We start from the raw sequence: 20,838 nt of genomic DNA on the forward strand, positions 1-20,838 counted from the left end.
CCACCCTGCCCCGGGGCGCGGCCACCGCGTTGGCATTGGCCTCGGAAGGTACGCATCAGGGACAGGCGCCCGATGCGCAGCAAGCCCGCGGCCTAGAACGCGTAAGCCACCCCGGCAAGCTGCTCGCAGGCAGCCCAGAGGCGCTGGCGGGTGGCCGGGTCCAGCGCGGGTGCCGAGGGCTGCACGCGCCTGGGCAGGCCGCGGAACTCGCCGAAGCCGTCCGGGCCGTAGAACTCGCCGCCGCGGACATCCGCCGCGGCCGCCGCCTTGAGGATCGGCAGCGCGCCCTGTCCGGGCGCCTGGCCGAGCCAGCCCATGGCGACGCGGAAGGCGATGGCCGCCAGGTGGTCCGTGAAGCGCTGCGCCTTCTGGCCCTGGCGGCTGTCGCCGATGCCGGTGCGCGAGATGCCGGGGTGCGCGGCCAGGGCCTGCAGCTTCCAGCCGGCCGCATCGGCGCGCGCCTGCAGTTCCATGGCCAGCACCAGGCAGGCCAGCTTGGCCTGGTTGTAGGCGCGCTCGGGCTCGTAGCGCTGTTCCAGCTGCAGGTCGTCGAAGTAAAGCTTGCCCTGGCGGTGCACCAGGCTGCTGACCCAGACCACGCGCGGAGCAGGGCTGCGGCGCAGGCTGTCGAGCAGCCGCGCGCCGAGCGCGAAGTGGCCCAGCACGTTGATGCCGAACTTCAGCTCGAATCCGTCCGCGGTGGTCCGGCGCGCCAGCGGCGGCAGGATGCCGGCATTGTTGACCAGGATGTCCAGCGCGCGGCCTTCCGCCGACAACGCCTCGGCGAACCCGCGCACCGCGGACAGGTCCGACAGGTCCAGCGCGCGGAACTCCAGTTTCGCATCCGGCACGGCCTGGCGGATGCGCAGCAGCGCGGCCTGCCCACCCTCGACGTTGCGGTCCGCCAGGATCACCTCGGCGCCACGCGCAGCCAGGCCCAGCGCCGTCTCGAAGCCCAGGCCGCCAGCGGCGCCGGTCACCAGCGCGCGGCGGCCGGTGAGATCGGGCAGCTCGTGGCGAACCCAGTCGAGCGTGTTCACGGCCGTGCTCATGCGGCGCCCGGGATGCGGTTCAGTTCGGGGTTCGCGTCCTGCGTCAGCACGCAGCGGGTGCCGCCCGGCGTGTACATCTGCGCCACGCATTCGTTGCAGGCGGTGCAGCCGGAGACGGTGGCCTCGCCGCGGGCGAACTTGTTGACCAGCCCCGGATCGTGGATCAGCGCGCGGCCCATCACCACGCAGTCGAAGCCGTCCTGCATCGCCTGCCCGACACCGGCGATGGACTTGGCGCCGCCGAGATAGGCCAGCGGCATGCGCACCGCGGCGCGCACCTGGCGCGAGTGCTCCAGGAAGTACATCTCGTGGAAGCTCAGCTTCGGCTCCCAGAGACGCATCATGCGCGTGGCGATCTTGATGATGGGGCTCTGCACGGATTCCACCGCGGCGGCCGGCATGTTGCTGCCGAAGATCGCCCAGGGCGCTTCCACGTTCATGCCGCCGCTGAGCACCAGCAGGTGGGCGCCCGAGCGCTCCAGCACCTTGGCCACCTCGACCGCCTCGGCAGGTCCCGCGCCGCCCTTGTAGCCCTCGGTGACGCAGATCTTGCAGGTCACCGCCAGCTCCCCGCCCACGGCGTCGAGCACCCGCTGCAGGATCTCGGCCGGGTAGCGCGTGCGCTGCGCGGCATCGCCGCCGTACTCGTCGCGGCGGCGGTTGTAGCGCGGCGAGATGAACTGGCTCAGCAGGTAGCCGTGGCCCATGTGGATTTCCACGGCGTCGAAGCCGGCCTCCCTGGCCAGGCGCGCACCGGCGACGAACTCCGCCGCGATGCGGTCCATGTCCCCGCGCCGCATCGCGGTCTTGAAGAAGCGGCCGCTGAGCACGCCGGCGGCATTGAACCCGCCGGAGGAACTGAAGGGCGAGCCGCTGGACAGCTTCGGCAGGAAGGTGAAGGCACCGCCATGGGTGATCTGCGCACAGGCCGCGCCGTCCTCGCGGTGCACCGCATCGGTCAGCGCCCGCAGGTGCGGCAGGCTGGGCCGGTCCAGCGAGACCTGGTCCTCGAAGGTGCGGCCGTCCGCGCTGACCGAGCAGTAGGCCACCGTGGTCATCGCCGCACCGCCGGCCGCCATGCGCCGGTGATGCTCCACCAGGGCCTTGGAGGGCACGCCGCCCTTGGCCATGCCCTCGTTGGTGGCGGACTTGATGAAGCGGTTGCGCAGCTTCAGGGGGCCGATCTGGATCGGCGTGAAGGCGGCGGCGGGGCTGGTCATGGACTGGCTTTCCGTTCAGGTATCCCCCGACCTTAGCCCCCCGCCCCGCCCCCCGGCCTCGTCCGTATGCAGTGTCACAGCGCCAGGATGGCCGGCAGCGCCTGCTCGATGCGCTGCCGCAGCCCGGCGGACACCTCCGTCATCGGCAGGCGCAGGCCGTCGGTGATCAGGCCCATGGCGGCCAGGGCCGCCTTGACGGGGGCCGGGTTGGGCTCCGCGAACAGCAGCCGGATCCAGGGCAGCAGGGCGTAGTGGATGCGCCGCGCCGCCTCCAGCTCGCCGGCGCGGACATGGGCCAGCAGGCGGCGGTAGAGATCGGGGCGGACATGCGCCGCCGCCGCGATCGCCCCATGGCCTCCCAGGCAGGCACAGGTGAAGATCAGCGCGTCCTCGCCGCTGAGCACCTGCAGCGGCGTGTCCCGGATCAGCGCGCAAAGCTGCTCCAGGTCGTTGCCGGCGCTCTGCTTGATGCCGACGATGCGCGGGTGCTGCGCCAGGGCCCCGAGCGTGCCGGTCTCCATCGCGATGCCGCTGCGGTAGGGGATGTTGTAGAGCAGGATGGGTCTTTCCGTGGCCCCGGCCAGGGCCTCGAAGTGCCGGCGGATGCCCTCCTGCGAGGGCCGCGTGTAGTAGGGCGCGCTGATCAGCCAGCCGGCCAGCGGCTGCTGCTCCAGCTCGCGCAGCCGTGCCTCCATCGCCGCGGTGTCGTGGCCGGCGAGGCCGAAGACCACGGGACAGCGGCCCCGCGTCACCTCGAGCACGGCGGCGAGCACGCGCTCCTGCTCCTCTTCGCTCAAGGTGGCCGGTTCGCCGGTGGTGCCGCAGACGATGAGGCCGTCCACGCCCTGGTGCAGCAGGTGTTCCGCCAGCCGCTGCATCGCGGCCAGGTCGGGTCGGTTCTCCCGGAAAGGGGTTACCAGCGGGATCCAGATTCCCTGGAAAGCAGTCATGTGAAGCTCCTGTTGTGATGGATGACGGACGTCGGGGACGCTGGCCATCGGCACGGAGCCGGCGGAGGGACTGCGGGGACTGCAGGGGGTACGGCAAGGCAGGCGATCCGTCGGCGGCGCCGACGGGACAGCATCCCGTCAGGCGAGAGGCTGTTTCTTGGATTTGCCGAAGGATGCCGGGCGCGCGCAGGCCTGCCGGCCGCGGGGCGGCTGCAGGGTGGCGTGGAGGAGGGTCTGCGGGCTCATGGCGGCGCGCACGATAGACCAAAGCCGGATGGAGCGCAAAATCCTGCAGGAGCCAGCTTGCCGGCGGCATGTCGCCAGCAAGCTGGCTGCTGCATCGGATCGGACGGTTATTTCTTCTTCTCGAGGAACGCGTTGACCCGCCTGGAAAAATCCTCGGTTTTCGCGCAGCGCAGGAAGGCCGCGCGCTCGGCATCCAGCCGTGCCGACAACTCCGGCTCGGCCGAGTCGCCCAGCAGCTGCTTGAATTCGCGCAGGACCTGCGCCGGCTGCCTGGCCAGCAGGGCCGCGTAGGCGGCCGTTTCCTGCTCCAGCGCCGCCGGCTCGGCCAGCCGCGCCACCAGGCCCCAGGCATGGGCGGTGGCGGCGTCGAGCAGGCCGCGCGCCAGGATCACGTCCATGGCGCGGTTGGCGCCGATGCGGCGCGGCAGCGTGTAGCTGAGTCCGCCGTCGGAGGAAGTGCCCAGCGCGCCGTAACCCACGACGAAGCGCGCATCGCTGGCGGCCACGATCAGGTCGCAGGACACCGCCAGCGACATGCCGCCGCCGGCGGCGGAGCCGGCGACGCTGGCGATGACCGGCTGCGGCAGCGCGCGCAGGTTGCGGACCGTGCGGTGCAGGCCGTCGATGATCGGCCCCAGCAGGCGGTCGGGATCGGGCAGCGCGTCGCGGATCGCGGCGATGTCTCCGCCGGCGCAGAACTGGCCGTTGTCGCCGCGCAGCACCACCACGCGGATTTCGCGGTCGTCCTTCAGCGCGGCGGCGGCATCGGCCAGCGCGTTGCCGGAGGCCAGCGACAGCACCGGCATGCGGCCGACGGCGCGCAGCGTCAGCGTGGCAACGCCGTCGGCGCGTTCGATGGAAACGTAGTCGTTGCTGCTCACGAGCGTCTGTCCTTATGCGATGAGGGCCTGGCCGCCGTCGACACCGATGGACTGGCCGTTGATGTAGCGCGAATCGTCGGAGCATAGCGCGACGACGAAGCGGCCGATGTCCTGCTCGCAGTCGCCGACGCGAGCCTGCGGCACGGTGGCGACGAAGGCGGCGGATTCCTCCGGACGTTCGCGCGTCCACCATTCCATGGCCGGTGAATTGGCCAGCGGCAGGATGGCGTTGGTGCGGATGCCGTCGCGTGCCCACTCGCAGGCCGCGGCGCGGGTGAGCTGGCGGATGGCTTCCTTCACCGCGGCGTAGGCGCCGTAGCCGGCCATGTCCCAGCGCTTGGCGGCGGAAGAACCGAAGTTGACGATGTTGCCGTCGCCCTTCAGGTGCGGATGGCACAGCTTCATCAGGCGGAAGCTGGCCAGCGGGCCCGACTCCCAGCCGGCGGCGAAGGCGTCGTCGCTGACGTCGTTGAGCGCGCCCAGCGGCACTTCCTGGGCGTTGTTGACCAGGATGTTGAGCTTGCCGAAGTGCTTCACCACGGCATCCACGCAGGCCGCCAGGGAGGCCGCATCGCGCACGTTGCACTCCACCGCCAGGGCCTTGCCGCCGCGCTTCTCGATCTCCTTCACGGTGGCATCGAGCTTGGCCTTGGTGCGGCCGGTGACGGCCACCGCGACCCCCTCGGAAGCCAGCGCGAACGCGATACCCTGCCCCACGCCCTGCCCCGCGCCCGTGATCAGCGCGACCTTGCCCTGCAGCTTTGCCATGTCTCTCTCCGGAATGCCTGTTATGTGGCAGGCACTATCGGCCAGCCGGAGACTCGCCGGCCTGATCCGGCCGGAGTAGGGGCAGGCCTAACCGGCGCAGGATGAACCGCGCATCGGTACCCTCCAGCGCGGGTCGTCCACGCGGAACACGCGCGGCTTCATGTAGTCCTCGGGATCGCGCAGGTAATCCAGCTCCGGCGGGTTCGGAAGGGTGGCCAGGGCGTTGCGCCACTGCGCCTCGTAGGCCGCCGCGCCGCCGCCCAGCACCGGCGCCCAGGCGTCGTGGTGGCTGGGCAGGAACAGTTGCGGATGGGCGCTGGCGACGTACTGCGTGGAGTCGCGCAGGCCGCTGGTGACCATGCCGAAGCCGACGATGGCACCCACCTGCACGTCGACGCAGCCGGGGAAGCCGCCGAGCGCGGCCTGGACCGCCGGCCCCTGGGGCTCCTCGTCGCCGATGGGCCCGGTGGAGTCGTGCCACAAGAGGCTGAAGTCGCCCACCCGCAGGTGGTAGGCCCAGGTGCCGCCCTCGGGCTGGCCCAGCAGGCCGTCGTCGGTCAGGGCCTGCAGGAAGCCGGCGATCTCGCGGGGGTCGGTGTTGAGGTGCTCCAGGTAGCTCAGCACCTGCGGCACGAAGATCAGCGGCAGGCCGCCGGTCAGCAGGTCCGAGGGATCGACCGCGGAGTGGATGTGCTGCAGCACCTGCAGCGGCGGCAGGTCGCTCCACAGGCGCAGTGACTGCAGGCCGCCCGGGCCGGGCGACTCGCGGCTGCCCAGCACCACGCAGGGGAAGGCCGCCATCGCACCCAGCTGGGCCGCGCGCTCGCGCGCGGTGTTGCAGACCGTCTGCCCGGCCACCAGCGCGGCGCCGGTATGGCCGGCGACATAGCCGGCATCCGCGGCGTGGTCGAAATGGCCGTGGCCGATCAGGATCGCCTCCGGCCGGATCGCCGCCAACTCCTCGCGGCCGATCGGCACGTAGTCCTCCTGCAGGCCCACCGACTCCCAGGCATCGAACAGGAACAGGTGGCCGCCGGCCGAGGCGATGAAGCTCGAGACGCCGTACCACCACAGCTTCACCGTGGCCGGGTCGGTGGCATCGGGTCCCAGGATGCGGTCGCGCGCGGCCTGCACCTCGGCGCCGACCGCCGGCGCCGGCGGCAGCGGCCGCCACTGCGCCGCCGGCACGTCGCCGACATTGCCGCCGGAGACGGCTTCATCCACTTCCGCCGAACGCGAACAGGCCGCCAGCACGGCGAGCAGCAGCAAGGACAGGACGCGCAGCGTCATCAGGATCCCCCCGGATCGAAAGTCGTGAAGCCTAGCAGGGCCGCAGGCCGCCGCCTTGTACGGAACGCGCGCCGCGGCTACTCGCCGTTGAAATCGATGAAGGTGCCGTCCACCAGCCGGTCGCGCATCGCCGGATTGGCCGCGGCCACGTCGCCGCTGGCGTTCATCTCGGCGATGTAGGCCTCCATGGCACGCTGCGTGGACTTGTGCCCCAGCGAGCTCACGAAGGCGGCCTGTTCCATCTTCAGGCCCATCTCCAGCGGCAGGTTGCCGCCTTCCAGCACCGCGCGCTTGCAGGCCGCGACCACCGGCTTGGAGCGCCGCGCCAGGCGCTCGGCGGTGGCCAGCGCCTCGTCCAGCAGCGTCGCCCGCGGCAGTACGCGGTGGACCAGCCCGATGCGCTCGGCTTCCCCGGCCGGCACCGGCCGCCCCTCCAGCACCAGCTCCAGGGCGCGGCCGCGCCCGATCAGGCGTGCCAGGCGCTGCGTACCGCCGCCCCCCGGCGTGATGCCGATCAGGATCTCCGGCTGGCCGATCAGGCCGTCGTCGCTGATCAGGCGCAGGTCGCAGGCCAGCGACAGCTCGCAACCGCCTCCCAGGGCCACGCCGTTGATCGCCGCGATGAACACTGCGCCGCTGCGGCCGATGCTCGTCATGGTGTCGTGGAAACCCCGCAGCTGCGACAGGCCGGCCGCGGGCGTGCGCTCCAGCACCGCGCCGCTGCCCGGGATGCGCTCCAGCGCGCCGATGGCGCCGATGCTGGCCTTGGCCAGGGATTCCGGCAGCGAGGGCGCGCTGCGCGCCAGCGCCAGCAGCTCGCGGATGTCGTAGTGGGCGATGAAGCGCTCGGGGTGCGCGCCGGTGAGCACCACGGCACCGACACTGTCGTCATCGGTCGCGCGGCCGACGAGCTGGTCCAGCTCCGCGACCATGCCGGCGCCCATCAGGGCATGCGGCGGATGGTCCAGCCGGGCCAGCAGCACGCGGCCGCGCTGCTCGACGTGGATCTGCTCGGACATGGCGCACTCCCCTGGGGCAGGCCCACAGCCTAGCAGCCCCGGGCGGCAGCGCGCAGTATCCGCCCCTGCCGGGCGACGGGGATGTCCCGCAACAGGGCGGCGCGGGCGCGCTACCGGTACGGCGAGCGGCTCAGCTCCATGCCCTCCCGGATGCGGCAGCTGATCGTCAGGCTGCCGTCACCGGCCCAGATCTTGGTGCTGCGCAGCCCGGGGGCATCCACCAGCCGCAGGGCCGGCGACTTGGCGGAGGCGGCCAGATTGTCGGAGCGCGTCAGGCACTCGCTCCAGCTCATGCTGAAGACTTCCCTCTTGCTCACCGGCCCCTCGGCCGGATAGCGGCCCAGCGGGATCATCAGCTGCAGCTGCTCCGGGGTGTAGGTCGCGCCGGCCTGCGCCGACAGCGCCACCAGCAGCAGCAGGGAGGGAAGACCGGCCAGTTTCATGGGATGTCCGTTTTCCGGAGGAAGGAGACCGGGGCAAGATTAAGTCCGGGCCCGCGGCGAGTGAAGCGGGCAGCAAAAAGCCCGGCCTCCTCGCGGAAGCCGGGCCTTTCAGGCAAGCCCTCAGGCCGCAGCCGCGATCCTGGGTTGCTCGGCCTTGGCCGACTCCGCGATGTCGCGGGCGGCGATGTAGCCGAAGGTCATCGCCGGACCCAGCGTGGAGCCGGCGCCCGGGTAGGTGCTGCCCATCACCGCCGCGGAGGTGTTGCCGATGGCATAGAGGCCGGCGATGACGCTGCCATCCTCGCGCAGCACGCGCGCCCTCGGATCCACGTCCAGGCCACCCTTGGTGCCGATCTCGCCGGGGTACATCGGTACGGCATAGAACGGCGGCTTCACGATGGGACCGAGGCAGGTATTGGGTTTCACGCTCGGATCGCTGTAGTAGCGGTCGATCGGGATGCTGCCCTTGCCGAACTCCGGGTCGACGCCGGTCTTGGCGTACTCGTTCATGCGCGCCACGGTCTCGGCCAGGCCCTTGCGGTCCACGCCGATCTTGCCGGCGAGCGCATCGATGCTGTCGGCGCGGAAGTAGACCTTGTCCAGCCAGTCGGCCGGCAGCCGCGCATCCGGCTCGATCTGGCCCGGCAGGAAGATGCCCATCGGGTACTTGTAGCGGAACGTGGCGTCGAACACGAGCCAGGCCGGCACGCAGCCGTTGCCCTTGGCGTGGTCGGCGTACATCGCGTCACGGAAGTCCGGATACGCTGCCGCCTCGTTGGCGAAGCGCTTGCCCTTGGCGTTGACGGCCACGCAGCCCGGCATGCCTCGCTCGATGAACAGCGTGATCTGCTGGTCGGCGCCGGGCTTGCGCACGGTGGGCGAGCCCCAGACCTTGTCCATCAGCTTGGTCGCGGCACCCAGCGCCTGGCCGGCGCGGATGCCGTCGCCCTGGTTGATCGGCGGAGCGGCGGTCCATTCCACCTTGGTCGGTTGCGCCAGATACTTTTCGCGCATCGCCTGGTTGGACTCGAAGCCGCCGCAGGCCAGGATCACGCCGCGGCGGGCGCCGTAGCGCTGCTTGCGGCCGCGATGCACGACGTTGACGCCGACGACGCGGCCGTTCTCCTCGATCAGCGAGTCCATGCCGCATTCCAGCACCAGCGGCACGTTCTTCTGCAGCATGGCGTAGCGCAGGGCCGACACCATGCCCTGGCCCAGCACCTGGCGGCGGTCACGGTGCGTGCGGCGGCGCCAGCCGAGGTCGAGCCAGTACTTGAGCAGCATCTTCAGCGTCAGCCAGATCCAGCCCGGGCCGCGCGAGAACAGCGTATGCGCCTCCACCTGGCTCATGGCGATGCGGCCCATCAGCAGCGTGCCCTTGAAGGACTCGCGCTGGCGGTCGAACTCGGGACCGAGCAGCGAAGCATCGAAGTCCACCGGCTCCATCGAACGCCAGCCGTCCTTGCCGCCCGGACGGTTGGAGTAGTAGTCCGGGTACTTCGGCACGTTGCGGTATTTCACGCCGAAGGTCTTGGCCATGTAGCGCACCATCTCCGGCGCGTTCTTCAGGTAGGCCTCGATGCGCTCCTGCGGAACCTCGCTGCCGACGATCTCCTTGAGGTAGGTCAGGCCTTCCTCGTAGGAATCGCTGCCGCCGGTGCGGGCGATGTCGTCATTGTTGGGAATCCAGATGCCGCCGCCGGATACCGCGGAGGTGCCGCCGTACTTGTCGGATTTCTCGATCACCACGGCCGACAGGCCCAGCGACTGGGCGCACAGCGCGGCGGTCATGCCGCCGCCGCCGGAGCCGACGACGACGACGTCGAACTGCTGGTCGAAGTTGCTCATGGCTTACAGGAAGAAGTCGGTGTTGTCGCGGCCCAGCAGCACGCCGCCGTAGTTGCGGCCGAAGATGTCCGGGTTGTTGGCGTAGTGCGCGCGCGCCGCGTGGATGTCGAGGAAGAAGCGCACCAGCGGGAAGTCGCTGAAGATGCCGCGGCCGCCGCAGGCCGAGAACAGCTGGTAGGCGTGACGCGCGCTGCGCTCCACCACCTGGGCCGCCTGGTAGCGGTAGTGCAGGCGTTCGTTGAGGTCCAGCGGCTGGCCGCTGCGGATCTTGCCCAGCAGCGTGTCGAAGTTGCGGCGCAGGATCAGCTTCATCTCGTCCACGGCCAGCATGGCGTCGGCCACGGCGAGCTGGGCCGGACCCTGTTCGGCGGTCTTGGAACCCATGTTGCCGGTCCAGGCCTTGCCCCAGTCCACGAAGCTGTTGACCGCGCCCTGCAGGCCGCCGATCGCGGCGCTGGACACCGCGCGCACGAAGATCTGGCCGAACGGCAGGTCATACAGCGTCGAGGTGAAGGTCTCGCCGCCGGGGTTGGTGCCCATGAAGCCGTCGCTGGCCTTGTGCGTGCGGTACTCCGGCACGAAGCAGCCCTTGACCACGATGTCCTTGGAACCGGTGCCCTTGAGGCCCATGGTGTGCCAGGTGTCGATGACCTCGAAGTCCGAGCGCGGCACCAGGAAGGTGCGGTACTCCGGAGCGCCCTTGCCGTCTTCCGGGAAGATCAGGCCGCCGAGGAACACCCACTGGCAGTGGTCGATGCCGCTGGAGAAGCCCCAGCGGCCGCTGAACTGGAAGCCGCCCTCGACGCGCTTGACCTGGCCCTTGGGCATGTAGGTCGAGGCGATGAGCACGGAAGTATCGCCGCCGCCCCAGACATCGGCCGCGGCGCGGGGGTCGAACAGCGCGATCTGCCAGTTGTGCACGCCGATCACGCCGTAGATCCAGGCGGTGGACATGCAACCCTCGGCCAGCGTGGTGCAGACGTCGTAGAACACCTGCGGGTCCATCTCGTAGCCGCCGTACATCTTCGGCTTGAGCACGTCGAACAGGCCGGCGGCCTGCATGTCGGCCACGGTCTCCTTGGGCACGCAGCGGTCGGCCTCGGCCTTGGCGGCGCGTTCCGCCAGCACCGGCACCAGGTCGCGGGCGCGCTGGACCAGGATCTCGGGGGTGACGGTCTGGGGCTTGGATTGCATCGTTGAATCTCCTTGACGGGCCCCGTCCGGCGGGGGCCTTTTCGTAGTGGCGCCAAGGCTCACACAGGGGCGCAAGCCGAGCATCGTCCAAAATGACTAGAGCTCGGACAGGCCCCTCCGCCCCCGCAAAAACAGGATCTTAGCGCCGACCGGCCGCCGGCATCAGGAAGCGGCACAGGGCCGGGCCCAGCAGCACCGCGCCGAGCATGTTGGCGGTGAACATGAAGGCCAGCAGCAGGCCCATGTCGCGCTGGAACTGCAGTGCCGAGAACAGCCAGGAAACCACGCCGCCGGCCAGGCACAGGCCGGTGAACAGCACCGCCTTGCCGGTCTGGCGCAGCGTGGCGACATAGGCCTCGCGCAGGTCCAGGCCCTCGTCCAGCACCTTGTGCCGCAACAGGTCGTAGACGTAGATGCCGTAGTCCACGCCGATGCCCACGGCCAGCGTGATCACCGGCAGGGTGGCCACCTTCAGTCCGATGCCGAACACGGCCATCAGGGCGTTGGCGAAGATCGATACCAGGAACAGCGGTATGCCGATCACCAGCAGGCCGGTGAAGGAGCGGTAGGACAGCAGCACCAGGGCCCCGATCACCACGTAGACCCACAGCACGGTCTTGAGCTCGCTGGCCTCCACCACCTCGTTGGTGGCCGCCATCACGCCGACGTTGCCCGAGGCCAGCGCGAAGTGCACCGGACAGGGCGAGGGGCCGGGCTCCGCGCGGGCCTCGGGGCTGCGCCGGCCCGCCTCGCAGGCGGCCGGGTCGAGCTGCGGATGGTCGGCGAAGAAGTCGCGCGCATTGTCGCGGTTGAAGCGCTCGACGGCGTCGGTGATGCGGTGGATGGTGGTGGCCTTGTGGTCCGAGGTGAAGACATAGACCGGGATCGCGCTGCAGTCCGCGTTGAGCAGGCCGGTGGAGGTCTCCACCGGCTTGGTGGAAAGCACCAGGGAATCGTGGTTGCGCGGCAGCACGCGGAACTTGACGTGGCCCTCCCAGAAGCCGGAGTAGATCGCCCTGGCGATGTCCGGCAGCGCGCGCGTGGAGGCCACGCCCTCGACGTTGCGCAGGTGCCAGGCGAAGCGGTCCACCTGCTCCAGGGGATCGTGCTCGATGCAGTCCCAGGAATCCGCCTCCGCCACCACGGTGAGGATGTCGGTGGCGATGCTGAAATTCTCGGCGATGATCCGCGAGTCGCGGTTGTAGGCCGAATCCGGCCGCAGCTCCGGCACGCCGGCCTGGGCGTCGCCGATGATGCGCTGGCCCTGCAGGTACCCGCTCACGCCCAGCACCACGGCCGCCAGCAGCAGCAGCCCCGCCGCCACCGGGGCGGTGGTGACCGCCGCCATGCGCTGCCACAGCGCCTCGCCGCTGCGCGCCAGCTGCGCGCGGCGCGCGCGGAAGGCTTCCAGGTCCTTCACCCTCAGGCGCGACAGCCAGATCGGCATCATGACCTTGTTGGTGACGATCACCGCGAACATGCCCAGGCAGGCATTGGCCGCCATCTCGCGGATCACGCCGATCGGCACCAGGGCGATGGTCAGGAAGCCGGCGACGTTGGTGATCAGCGCGATGCTGCCCGGGATGAACAGGCGCCGGAAGGTGGAGCGCGAGGCCTCGAAGGGCGCCTCGCCCTGCACTACCTGGTCGGCCCAGGTGTTGACGTACTGCACGCCGTGGCTGGTGGAGATCGCCAGCACCAGGAAGGGCACCATGATCGCGAAGGGGTCCAGGCCGTAGCCGAAGCTGTGCAGCAGGCCCATCTCCCAGATCACCGCCACCACCGAGCAGGCCAGCGGCAGCCAGGCCAGGCGCAGGTCGCGCAGGTACAGCAGCAGCGCCAGGAAAGTGCCGAGCACGGTCAGGGCGAAGAAGAACACCACGCTGCGGGTGGCGTCGGTGACGTCGCCGATGACCTTGGCGAAGCCGACGATGTGCACCGAGAGGCGCGGGTTGTACTGCGGGTTGGCGACGCGCTCGGCCTGCAGCAGGCGGCCGGGGACCTGCACGACCACCGGCTGGCCGTTCTCGTCCTGCCCGGCCGTGTCGATGGCGCGGAACCGCAGCTGCCAGCCAGGATCGGCGAAGCGCTCCGCCACCACCTGCCCGGCCTTGAAGGCGCCATAGTCGGTCTTGAGCCTGAGCAGGTACTTGTCCGTGCTGGTGAAGCGGCCGCGGACATCGCTTTCCAGGCCATGGGCCACGCGCTGGTAGTCGGTGCGGGCATTGGTGCTGGGATTGCGCTCCAGTACCTCGGCGTAGACCATCGCGCCGCGCTGGTCCTGGCTGACCAGGCGCCCGATCACGCCGGCCTTGCCCACCGCCACGCGGATGCCGGCCAGCATCTCCGGGGTCGGCGTGTAGTTGGCCGGGATCACGTCCTCGGCGCGGAAGCCGCCGTCCACCACCTCCAGGTAGCGCACGTTGCGCGTGAAGATCGACGACAGTCGCGCGCGGTCGATGCCGGGAATGAATTCCACTTCCTCGGTCGCGGCCTTGAGGCTGGCCATGAACTCCGGGTTGTAGATGTCGCCGTCCTTCTGCACCAGCGCCACCAGCACCGCGTTGGCGCCGCCGCCCAGGTCTTCCTGGTAGCGCTGCAGCACCTGCATGTAGGGGTGCTCCAGCGGCACGGTCTTGTCGAAGCTGGCGTCCGGCTTGAGCTGCAGGGCCTGCCACAGCATGGCCAGGGTCATCAGCACGAGCAGGGCCACGCTGAAGCGGCGGCCGCGCGGCGCGTAGAGCGCCGGTTCGACGAAGCGGACGATGGACTGCGCGGTCAAGGCCATGGCGGGGTTTCCCTGGTTTTCCCTACGCTAACCATCGGGCCGGAGCCCCGCCCCGTTCGTTTGCAGTATCAAAAGCAAGAAGGGCGGCTTGCGCCGCCCTTAGGGAACTGCCCGCGCGCTCCACCGTTCACCCGTCGACGGGCTCAGGGCGAACGGCCGAGGCGTCTTGCATCAGTTCAGACCAGCGCGCCGTGGCACTGCTTGTACTTCTTGCCGCTGCCGCAGGGGCAGGGATCGTTGCGGCCGACCTTGGGCATGTCGCGCACCACCGGGGCCTGGCGCTGCACGGGCTCGGCGGCCTCCAGCCGGCGCGGGGCGGCGCCCTGCGGCGCGGCGGCGGCCGGCTGCTCGTCCGCGGAGCCGGCCACGTCCGGCGCGGCGGCGTGCTGGAACTGCAGCTCGCGCTCGGCCTGCTGGCGGCGCTGCTCCTCGATGGCCCGCACTTCCTCCTCCGACTGGATACGGACACGCGCCAGCATGGAGATCACGTCATGCTTGAAGCGCGCCAGCATGTCGTTGAACATGCCGAAGGCCTCGCGCTTGTACTCCTGCTTGGGATCCTTCTGGGCGTAGGAGCGCAGGTTGATGCCCTGGCGCAGGTAGTCCACCGCGGCCAGGTGCTCGCGCCAGAGGTTGTCCAGCACCTGCAGCATGATGGCCTTCTCGAAGTGCTCCAGCACGGCGACGCCGATCTGGTCCTTCTTGGCGGCGTAGGCCTCGCGCACCTTGTCGAGCAGGCGCTCGCGCAGCTTCTTCTCGTTGAGGTCCTGCTCGTCGTCCAGCCACGCGCGGATCGGCAGGTCCAGGTGGAAGTCGCGGCGGAAGGCATCCTGCAGTCCATCGATGTTCCACTGGTCCTCGATGGTCTGCGGCGGGATGTAGGCGTCGATCACGGCGGCGACCACGTCCGGGCGGATCTCGTCGACCATGGCGGTGACGCGCTCGGCGCCCATCAGCTCGTCGCGCAGCTCGTAGACGGCCTTGCGCTGGTCGTTGGCGACGTTGTCGTATTCCAGCAGGTGCTTGCGGATGTCGAAGTTGTGCGCCTCGACCTTGCGCTGCGCGGTCTCGATGGCGCGCGACACCCAGCGGTGCTCGATCGCCTCGCCCTCCTGCATGCCCAGGCCCTGCAGCATGGCGCGCATGCGCGGCGGCGTGAAGATGCGCATCAGCGTGTCGTCCAGCGACAGGTAGAAGCGCGAGGCACCCGGGTCGCCCTGGCGGCCGGAACGCCCGCGCAGCTGGTTGTCGATGCGGCGGGATTCGTGGCGCTCCGAACCGAGCACGCAGAGGCCGCCGGCCTGCAGCACCTGCTCATGGCGCAGCTTCCACGCGGCGCGTGCCGCATCGCGGGCGGCCGCGTCCTCTTCCGGCAGCTTCGCCAGCTCGGACTCCAGGTTGCCGCCGAGCACGATGTCGGTACCGCGGCCGGCCATGTTGGTGGCGATGGTGACCGCGCCCGGACGGCCGGCCTGGGCGACGATGTCGGCCTCGCGCTCGTGCTGCTTGGCGTTGAGCACCTCGTGGGCGATGGCTTCCTTCTTCAGCAGCGCCGACAGCAGCTCGGAGGTCTCGATGCTCGCAGTGCCCACCAGCACCGGCTGCTGGCGCTGGTGCGCCTCCTTGATCTCGGCGATCACGGCGGCGAACTTGTCCTTGGCGTTCATGAACACCAGGTCGCCGTGGTCCTTGCGCAGCATCGGCCGGTTGGTCGGGATCACCACGACCTCGAGGTTGTAGATGCTCTGGAACTCGAAGGCCTCGGTATCGGCCGTGCCGGTCATGCCGGACAGCTTGTTGTACAGGCGGAAGTAGTTCTGGAAGGTGATGGACGCCAGCGTCTGGTTTTCCTGCTGGATCTTCACCCCTTCCTTGGCCTCGATGGCCTGGTGCAGGCCGTCGCTCCAGCGGCGGCCCGCCATCTTGCGGCCGGTGAACTCGTCGATGATGACGATCTGGCCGCGCTCGACGATGTACTCGACGTCGCGCTTGTACAGGTGATGCGCGCGCAGCAGCGCGTTGAGGTGATGCATCAGCACGATGTTGGCGGCATCGTAGAGGCTGTCTTCCTCGCCCAGCAGCTTGGCCGCACGCAGCAGGTCCTCGACCTTCTCGTGGCCGGCCTCGCTCAGGTGCACCTGCTTGGCCTTCTCGTCCAGCACGAAGTCGCCGGTGGCCTCGTCCTCGTCGGAGTTCTTCTCGCCGCGCACCAGGCGCGGGACGATGGCGTTGATCTTGCGGTACAGCTCCGGATCGTCGTCGGTGGGACCGGAGATGATCAGCGGCGTGCGGGCCTCGTCGATCAGGATCGAGTCCACCTCGTCGACGATGGCGAAGTTCTGGCCGCGCTGCACCTTGTCGCCCAGCGAGAAGGCCATGTTGTCGCGCAGGTAGTCGAAGCCCAGCTCGTTGTTGGTGGCGTAGGTGATGTCGCAGGCATAGGCCTCGCGCTTCTCCTGCGTGCTCTGGCCGGAGGTGATCACGCCCACCGTCAAGCCCAGGAAGCGGTAGATGCGGCCCATCCACTCGGAGTCGCGGCGCGCCAGGTAGTCGTTGACGGTCACCACGTGCACGCCCTTGCCGGGCAGCGCGTTGAGGTAGGCCGCCAGCGTGGCGACCAGGGTCTTGCCTTCGCCGGTGCGCATTTCGGCGATCTTGCCGTCGTTGAGCACCGCGCCGCCGATCAGCTGCACGTCGAAGTGGCGCATGCCCATGACGCGCTTGCCGGCCTCGCGCACCACCGCGAAGGCCTCCGGCTGCACCGAGGCCAGCTTCTCGCCCTTGGCCAGACGCTCGCGGAAGACCTGGGTCTGGGCCGCCAGCTCGGCGTCGCTCATGGCGGCGAACTTGGATTCCAGCGCGCCGACCTGGCGGACCAGGGTATCGAGCTTTTTCAGGATGCGCTGGTTCTGGCTCCCGAAGATGCGAGCCAGCAGGTTGTTAGCAGCCATATGTTTTCTTGAGGAAAAGCCGGAGTCGCGAGGCGCTGCGGCGGGGTCGGGCGGGATTCGGGAAACGGACGTTTATTATGCCTGACTGGGGCCGGGGGAGGCCTTTTCAAGCCCCCGCCCGGTCCCGTCCGGGCTAAAAAAAAGGCGCAGACCCGGGGGTCTGCGCCTGTGTACGGGTACTACGCGCCGGGCGCTCAGCGCGCAGCCTGGATGTACTCCTGGGGGTTCACCACGGCGCCGTTGAACAGCACCTCGAAGTGGACGTGCGGCGCGGTCGAGCGGCCGGTGGAGCCGACCAGGGCGATGCGCTGGCCCTTGAGGACGCGGTCGCCGACATTGACCAGGATGCGGCTGTTGTGGCCGTAGCGGGTCACGTAGCCGTTGCCGTGGTTGATCTCCACCAGGTTGCCGTAGCCGGCATGCGCGCCGGCCTGGCTGACGATACCCGCGGCGGCGGACATGACGTCGGCACCGGCACGCGCGGCGAAGTCGATGCCCGAATGCATCGTGGTGCGGCCGGTGAACGGGTCGGAACGCCAGCCGAACAGCGAGGAAATCCAGCCGTTCTCCACCGGCCAGCCGGAGGGACGGGTCTGCTTCTGCAGGCGGCTGGCCAGCAGCAGGTCCTCCAGCACGCGCAGCTGGCGCTCGCGGTCGGTCAGCTGCTGCTCGAAGTCGTCCAGGGACACCAGCACGCTCGACAGGCCGCTACCCTCGATCTCGGACTCCTCGGGACCGCCGATGGGCGGCGGCTGGGAGAAATCGAACTCGCCCTGCTCCAGGCCCGCAACCTCGGTCAGGCGCTGGCCGGCGGCATCCAGGCGCAGCACATGGGCCTGCAGCAGCGCGATGCGGCGCGCCAGGGCGTTGGCGTCTTCCTCGGCGGCGGCGCGGGCCTGCTTGAGTTCGGCGCGCTGGGCCTGCACCTCATTGGCCCAGTCGGCCACCAGGCGCTCGGGCAATACCCCGCCCTGGCCGCGGCTGGCATAGCCGGCAAAGAACACCGCCGTGGAGAACAGGCCGACCACCAGGGCCACCGGAATCCAGAGCAAGACATTGCGACGGTCGAGCTTCAGGCGCGTCGTGCGCCCGCGGTTGACGACTATAATGTCCATGAATCCGTATGAACCCCCAAAAATTCGACGGCAAACCCATCGGCGACTGGCTGCGGCAACAACCTTCCGAGCTGCGCGGCCTGCTCGACCGCGCGCGCCTGCTTGCCGATATCAACCGCGCTCTCCCTTCCTGGTCCGCGGAACCCTGGGTGGCCCTGATCCGGGTCGCCAATGTCCGCGGCGAGACGCTGGTCATCCATGCGCGAACCGCCGCGGCGCTGGTGCCGCTGCGTTACCGCAGCACCGCGCTGCTGGCGTGGCTGAACCAGCGATTCTGTCTCGGATGCACGAAAACAGAAGCAAAAGTTAAGCCTGAACCCGCACGTTGATGTGACCGAGTGTACGTGCCGTGTGACGGAAGCCGCAAGTCTGCGGGCCGACATATGGTAGTTCCCCGGGGGAATAGCGTGGGGAATGAGGCAGAATTACTAGGCTTGGCCGTTTCCGGCCCCTATTTTATGTTTATTTAGATAAATATCGGCGATATTTATCGATAAAATGTCACGCCCTCAGGCCGCCGGCGCCAGGCTGCCGCGGGCAAAGGCGATGGGCGGCGGGGTCTGCTCGTTGTCGTAGGTGACGATGTCCCAGGCCGCCTGGTCATCCAGCACCGCACGCACGAGCTTGTTGTTGAGCGCGTGGCCGGACTTGTAGGCGGTGTAGGCGCCCAGTACCGGGTAGCCCAGCAGGTAGAGATCGCCCACCGCGTCCAGGATCTTGTGGCGCACGAACTCGTCGTCGTAGCGCAGGCCGTCGTGGTTCACCACGCGGTACTCGTCCAGGGCCACGACATTGTCCAGGCTGGCGCCCAGGCCCAGATTGTTGGAGCGCAGCTGGTCCAGCTCGCGCATGAACCCGAAGGTGCGTGCCCGGCTGACTTCCTTGATGTAGGCCGCGGTGGAGAAATCGATCACCGAGGACTGGCTGCTGGTCTTGAACACCGGGTGCTTGAACTCGATGCCGAAGCTCAGGCGGTAGCCCTCGTAGGGCTCGAAGCGGGCGAACTTGTCGCCCTCCTGCACCTGTACCGGCTGGCGGATGCGCAGGAAGCGCTTGGGCTTGTCCTGCTCGTGGATGCCGGCGCTCTGGATCAGGAACACGAAGGGACCGGCGCTGCCATCCATGATGGGCACTTCCGGCGACGACAGCTCGACGATGCAGTTGTCGATGCCCAGGCCCGCCAGGGCCGACATCAGGTGCTCGATCGTCATGATCTTCGCGCCGGTATCGTTGACCAGCGTGCTGCACATGACGGCCTCGCGCAGCAGCTCGGCGCGGGCGGGGACTTCCACCACGGGATTCAGGTCGGTGCGGCGGAACACGATCCCGGTGTCCGGGCCGGCCGGCAGCAGGGACATGTAGACCTTGCGGCCCGAATGCAGGCCGATGCCGCTGGCGCGGACCGACTGGCGGAGTGTGCGTTGACGAACCATGTGCGGCTGGAATCCCGTCTCTTAGCCTTTTGGGGGCTTATTGACCGGCCAGTCTACCATGGGGTTCTGTCCGCTTCCTGAACCAGGGGTAGATAAAAACCGGGGCCCTGCCGGCCGCGGCCGGGAGCGATCGGCGGCAGGGTGCACCGGCACGGCACGCAAGCAAAAGGGCGGCCCCTTGGGGCCGCCCTTGTCTTGCACCGCCATGGCTCTCGCCGCCGGCTGCGCCTGCCGGCCTCAGTCGGCCTGGTTGCGCAGGAAGGCGGGGATGCTGAGGATGTCGTCGTCCAGCAGAGGGAAGGACGAACCGCCGCCCACCGCCACCTTCTGCTGCTGGCGCGGATAGCCCAGCTCGGGCTGCATGCGGCCCTGCGGCACTTGCGGCATCTGCGGCTGCACCGGCTGCTCCACCGGCTTGATGAACTGCGCCACCTTGGGGTTCAGCACCGGCATCGGCTGCTGCTGCGCCGGCGCCGCCATCGATACCGCCTTGCCGCCGGCCAGGCCGGTGGCAACCACGGTCACGCGCAGCTCGCCGTTGAGGTTCGGGTTGACCGACATGCCGCACTTGGCGTCGGCCTCGTCCGAGGCGATCTCGTAGACGCGGGAATTGACGTACTCCCACTCCTCCATCGTCAGGCTCTCGTCGCAGGTGACGTTGACCAGCAGGCCGCGGGCGCCATGCAGCTCGATGTCGTCCAGCAGCGGGCTGGACAGGGCCATCTCGACGGCCTTCTGGGCGCGACCCTCGCCGGAGGCATAGCCGATGCCCATCATCGACATGCCGCGGTTGGACATGACGGTCTTGACGTCGGCGAAGTCGACGTTCATGTGGCCCGGGCGGGTGATCAGTTCGGAGATGCCCTGCACGGCGTTCTGCAGCACGTCGTTGGCCGACTTGAAGCAGTTCAGCACGGTGATCTTGGTGCCGAGCACCAGGCCGAGCTTCTCGTTGGGGATCAGGATCAGCGAGTCGGTGAACTGGCGCAGCTCGTCGATGCCCTTGATCGCCGTGGCCATGCGCTTCTTGCCCTCATGGACGAACGGCTTGGTCACCACGGCAACGGTCAGGATGCCGAGTTCCTTGGCCACCTGGGCGATCACCGGCGCGGCGCCGGTGCCGGTGCCGCCGCCCATGCCGGCGGTGATGAACAGCAGGTCCGTGCCTTCGATCAGGTCCTTGATGCGGTCGCGGTCTTCCTCGGCGGCCTGGCGGCCCACCTGGGGATCGGAGCCGGCGCCGAGGCCGCGGGTGATGCCCGCGCCCAGCTGCAGCTGGCTGGTGGGCACGCAGCGCTCGAGGTGGTCGCGGTCGGTGTTGGCGACGATGAACTCGACGCCGTCGATGCCGCCCTGGGCCATCTGGTTGACGGTGTTGCAGCCGCCGCCGCCGACGCCCACCACGCGGATGACCGCACGCTTCTTCTGGCCATCCATCAGTTCAAAAATTTCCCGCGTCTGTGCGCCCATATCGTGCTCCTGCGTCTTGCGACGCTGCTGACCGTTGCCCTATCCGAAAAACGCCGCGCCGATCATGGCTGCCGACACCGCAAGGACTGTGTTGAATTTGTTCTTTTTACTAAAAATGAAAATAATTCAACACAGTGCCAATGTCAACAACAATCTTGCGCGATCCTCAT

At 69.1% G+C, this 20,838-nt stretch carries 16 protein-coding genes; 1 reads left to right on the plus strand and 15 read right to left on the minus strand.

Going from position 1 to position 20,838, the window contains the following annotated elements; all coding sequences use genetic code 11:
• Positions 1–92: 92 nt before the first annotated feature.
• The 13 genes from C3942_RS09020 to C3942_RS09080 form a co-directional block, all read right to left on the minus strand.
• Positions 93–1,052, minus strand: a complete 960-nt coding sequence (locus tag C3942_RS09020) for an oxidoreductase (protein WP_104230054.1) — start codon at positions 1,050–1,052, stop codon at positions 93–95.
• On the minus strand, positions 1,049–2,272 hold the full coding sequence (locus C3942_RS09025) for an NADH:flavin oxidoreductase (protein ID WP_104230055.1): 1,224 nt from the start codon (positions 2,270–2,272) through the stop codon (positions 1,049–1,051). Before C3942_RS09025 ends, C3942_RS09020 begins: the two co-directional genes overlap by 4 nt.
• Before the next feature lie 74 nt (positions 2,273–2,346).
• Positions 2,347–3,222: a 4-hydroxy-tetrahydrodipicolinate synthase gene (dapA, locus tag C3942_RS09030; RefSeq protein ID WP_104230056.1), complete on the minus strand. Its 876-nt coding sequence runs from the start codon at positions 3,220–3,222 to the stop codon at positions 2,347–2,349.
• Between the two features lie 353 nt (positions 3,223–3,575).
• Complete coding sequence (locus tag C3942_RS09035) at positions 3,576–4,349, minus strand: enoyl-CoA hydratase/isomerase family protein (protein WP_104230057.1); 774 nt, start codon at positions 4,347–4,349, stop codon at positions 3,576–3,578.
• 12 nt (positions 4,350–4,361) lie between these two features.
• Positions 4,362–5,117, minus strand: a complete 756-nt coding sequence (locus C3942_RS09040) for an SDR family NAD(P)-dependent oxidoreductase (RefSeq protein ID WP_104230058.1) — start codon at positions 5,115–5,117, stop codon at positions 4,362–4,364.
• 87 nt (positions 5,118–5,204) lie between these two features.
• Positions 5,205–6,407 (minus strand): MBL fold metallo-hydrolase, encoded by a 1,203-nt coding sequence (locus C3942_RS09045; protein ID WP_104230059.1) that lies wholly within the window; start codon positions 6,405–6,407, stop codon positions 5,205–5,207.
• A gap of 77 nt (positions 6,408–6,484) precedes the next feature.
• Positions 6,485–7,426 (minus strand): enoyl-CoA hydratase/isomerase family protein, encoded by a 942-nt coding sequence (locus tag C3942_RS09050; RefSeq protein WP_104230060.1) that lies wholly within the window; start codon positions 7,424–7,426, stop codon positions 6,485–6,487.
• Positions 7,427–7,536: 110 nt separating this feature from the next.
• A complete protein-coding gene (locus tag C3942_RS09055) occupies positions 7,537–7,869 on the minus strand; it encodes a hypothetical protein (protein ID WP_104230061.1) in 333 nt (110 codons plus the stop codon).
• Between the two features lie 120 nt (positions 7,870–7,989).
• Positions 7,990–9,717, minus strand: coding sequence for an FAD-dependent oxidoreductase (locus C3942_RS09060; RefSeq protein ID WP_104230062.1), 1,728 nt, complete (start codon positions 9,715–9,717; stop codon positions 7,990–7,992).
• A 3-nt stretch (positions 9,718–9,720) separates the two neighbouring features.
• Positions 9,721–10,911, minus strand: coding sequence for an acyl-CoA dehydrogenase family protein (locus tag C3942_RS09065; protein WP_104230063.1), 1,191 nt, complete (start codon positions 10,909–10,911; stop codon positions 9,721–9,723).
• A gap of 139 nt (positions 10,912–11,050) precedes the next feature.
• Positions 11,051–13,699, minus strand: coding sequence for an efflux RND transporter permease subunit (locus C3942_RS09070; protein WP_104230064.1), 2,649 nt, complete (start codon positions 13,697–13,699; stop codon positions 11,051–11,053).
• Between the two features lie 176 nt (positions 13,700–13,875).
• Positions 13,876–16,650: a preprotein translocase subunit SecA gene (gene secA, locus C3942_RS09075; RefSeq protein ID WP_104230065.1), complete on the minus strand. Its 2,775-nt coding sequence runs from the start codon at positions 16,648–16,650 to the stop codon at positions 13,876–13,878.
• 194 nt (positions 16,651–16,844) lie between these two features.
• On the minus strand, positions 16,845–17,765 hold the full coding sequence (locus tag C3942_RS09080; RefSeq protein WP_104230066.1) for a M23 family metallopeptidase: 921 nt from the start codon (positions 17,763–17,765) through the stop codon (positions 16,845–16,847).
• An 8-nt stretch (positions 17,766–17,773) separates the two neighbouring features.
• Here C3942_RS09080 and C3942_RS09085 point away from each other — a divergent pair, with 8 nt between their 5' ends.
• On the plus strand, positions 17,774–18,094 hold the full coding sequence (locus C3942_RS09085) for a DciA family protein (RefSeq protein WP_104230067.1): 321 nt from the start codon (positions 17,774–17,776) through the stop codon (positions 18,092–18,094).
• Positions 18,095–18,274: 180 nt separating this feature from the next.
• Here C3942_RS09085 and lpxC read toward each other — a convergent pair whose 3' ends face one another.
• Together lpxC and ftsZ are read right to left on the minus strand one after the other, a co-directional pair.
• Positions 18,275–19,198: a UDP-3-O-acyl-N-acetylglucosamine deacetylase gene (gene lpxC, locus C3942_RS09090; protein ID WP_104230068.1), complete on the minus strand. Its 924-nt coding sequence runs from the start codon at positions 19,196–19,198 to the stop codon at positions 18,275–18,277.
• Positions 19,199–19,435: 237 nt separating this feature from the next.
• Positions 19,436–20,668, minus strand: coding sequence for a cell division protein FtsZ (ftsZ, locus tag C3942_RS09095; RefSeq protein WP_243393559.1), 1,233 nt, complete (start codon positions 20,666–20,668; stop codon positions 19,436–19,438).
• Positions 20,669–20,838 lie beyond the last annotated feature (170 nt).

Source organism: Solimonas fluminis (assembly GCF_002930645.1).
GTDB lineage: Bacteria > Pseudomonadota > Gammaproteobacteria > Nevskiales > Nevskiaceae > Solimonas_A > Solimonas_A fluminis.

Bases quoted from the DNA above. Each gene is read 5' to 3' on its own strand.
- C3942_RS09020 (WP_104230054.1), bottom strand. From the start codon at position 1,052: ATGAGCACGGCCGTGAACACGCTCGACTGGGTTCGCCACGAGCTGCCC.
- C3942_RS09025 (WP_104230055.1), bottom strand. From the start codon at position 2,272: ATGACCAGCCCCGCCGCCGCCTTCACGCCGATCCAGATCGGCCCCCTG.
- dapA (WP_104230056.1), bottom strand. From the start codon at position 3,222: ATGACTGCTTTCCAGGGAATCTGGATCCCGCTGGTAACCCCTTTCCGG.
- C3942_RS09040 (WP_104230058.1), bottom strand. From the start codon at position 5,117: ATGGCAAAGCTGCAGGGCAAGGTCGCGCTGATCACGGGCGCGGGGCAG.
- C3942_RS09045 (WP_104230059.1), bottom strand. From the start codon at position 6,407: ATGACGCTGCGCGTCCTGTCCTTGCTGCTGCTCGCCGTGCTGGCGGCC.
- C3942_RS09050 (WP_104230060.1), bottom strand. From the start codon at position 7,426: ATGTCCGAGCAGATCCACGTCGAGCAGCGCGGCCGCGTGCTGCTGGCC.
- C3942_RS09055 (WP_104230061.1), bottom strand. From the start codon at position 7,869: ATGAAACTGGCCGGTCTTCCCTCCCTGCTGCTGCTGGTGGCGCTGTCG.
- C3942_RS09060 (WP_104230062.1), bottom strand. From the start codon at position 9,717: ATGAGCAACTTCGACCAGCAGTTCGACGTCGTCGTCGTCGGCTCCGGC.
- C3942_RS09065 (WP_104230063.1), bottom strand. From the start codon at position 10,911: ATGCAATCCAAGCCCCAGACCGTCACCCCCGAGATCCTGGTCCAGCGC.
- C3942_RS09070 (WP_104230064.1), bottom strand. From the start codon at position 13,699: ATGGCCTTGACCGCGCAGTCCATCGTCCGCTTCGTCGAACCGGCGCTC.
- secA (WP_104230065.1), bottom strand. From the start codon at position 16,650: ATGGCTGCTAACAACCTGCTGGCTCGCATCTTCGGGAGCCAGAACCAG.
- C3942_RS09080 (WP_104230066.1), bottom strand. From the start codon at position 17,765: ATGGACATTATAGTCGTCAACCGCGGGCGCACGACGCGCCTGAAGCTC.
- C3942_RS09085 (WP_104230067.1), top strand. From the start codon at position 17,774: ATGAACCCCCAAAAATTCGACGGCAAACCCATCGGCGACTGGCTGCGG.
- lpxC (WP_104230068.1), bottom strand. From the start codon at position 19,198: ATGGTTCGTCAACGCACACTCCGCCAGTCGGTCCGCGCCAGCGGCATC.
- ftsZ (WP_243393559.1), bottom strand. From the start codon at position 20,668: ATGGGCGCACAGACGCGGGAAATTTTTGAACTGATGGATGGCCAGAAG.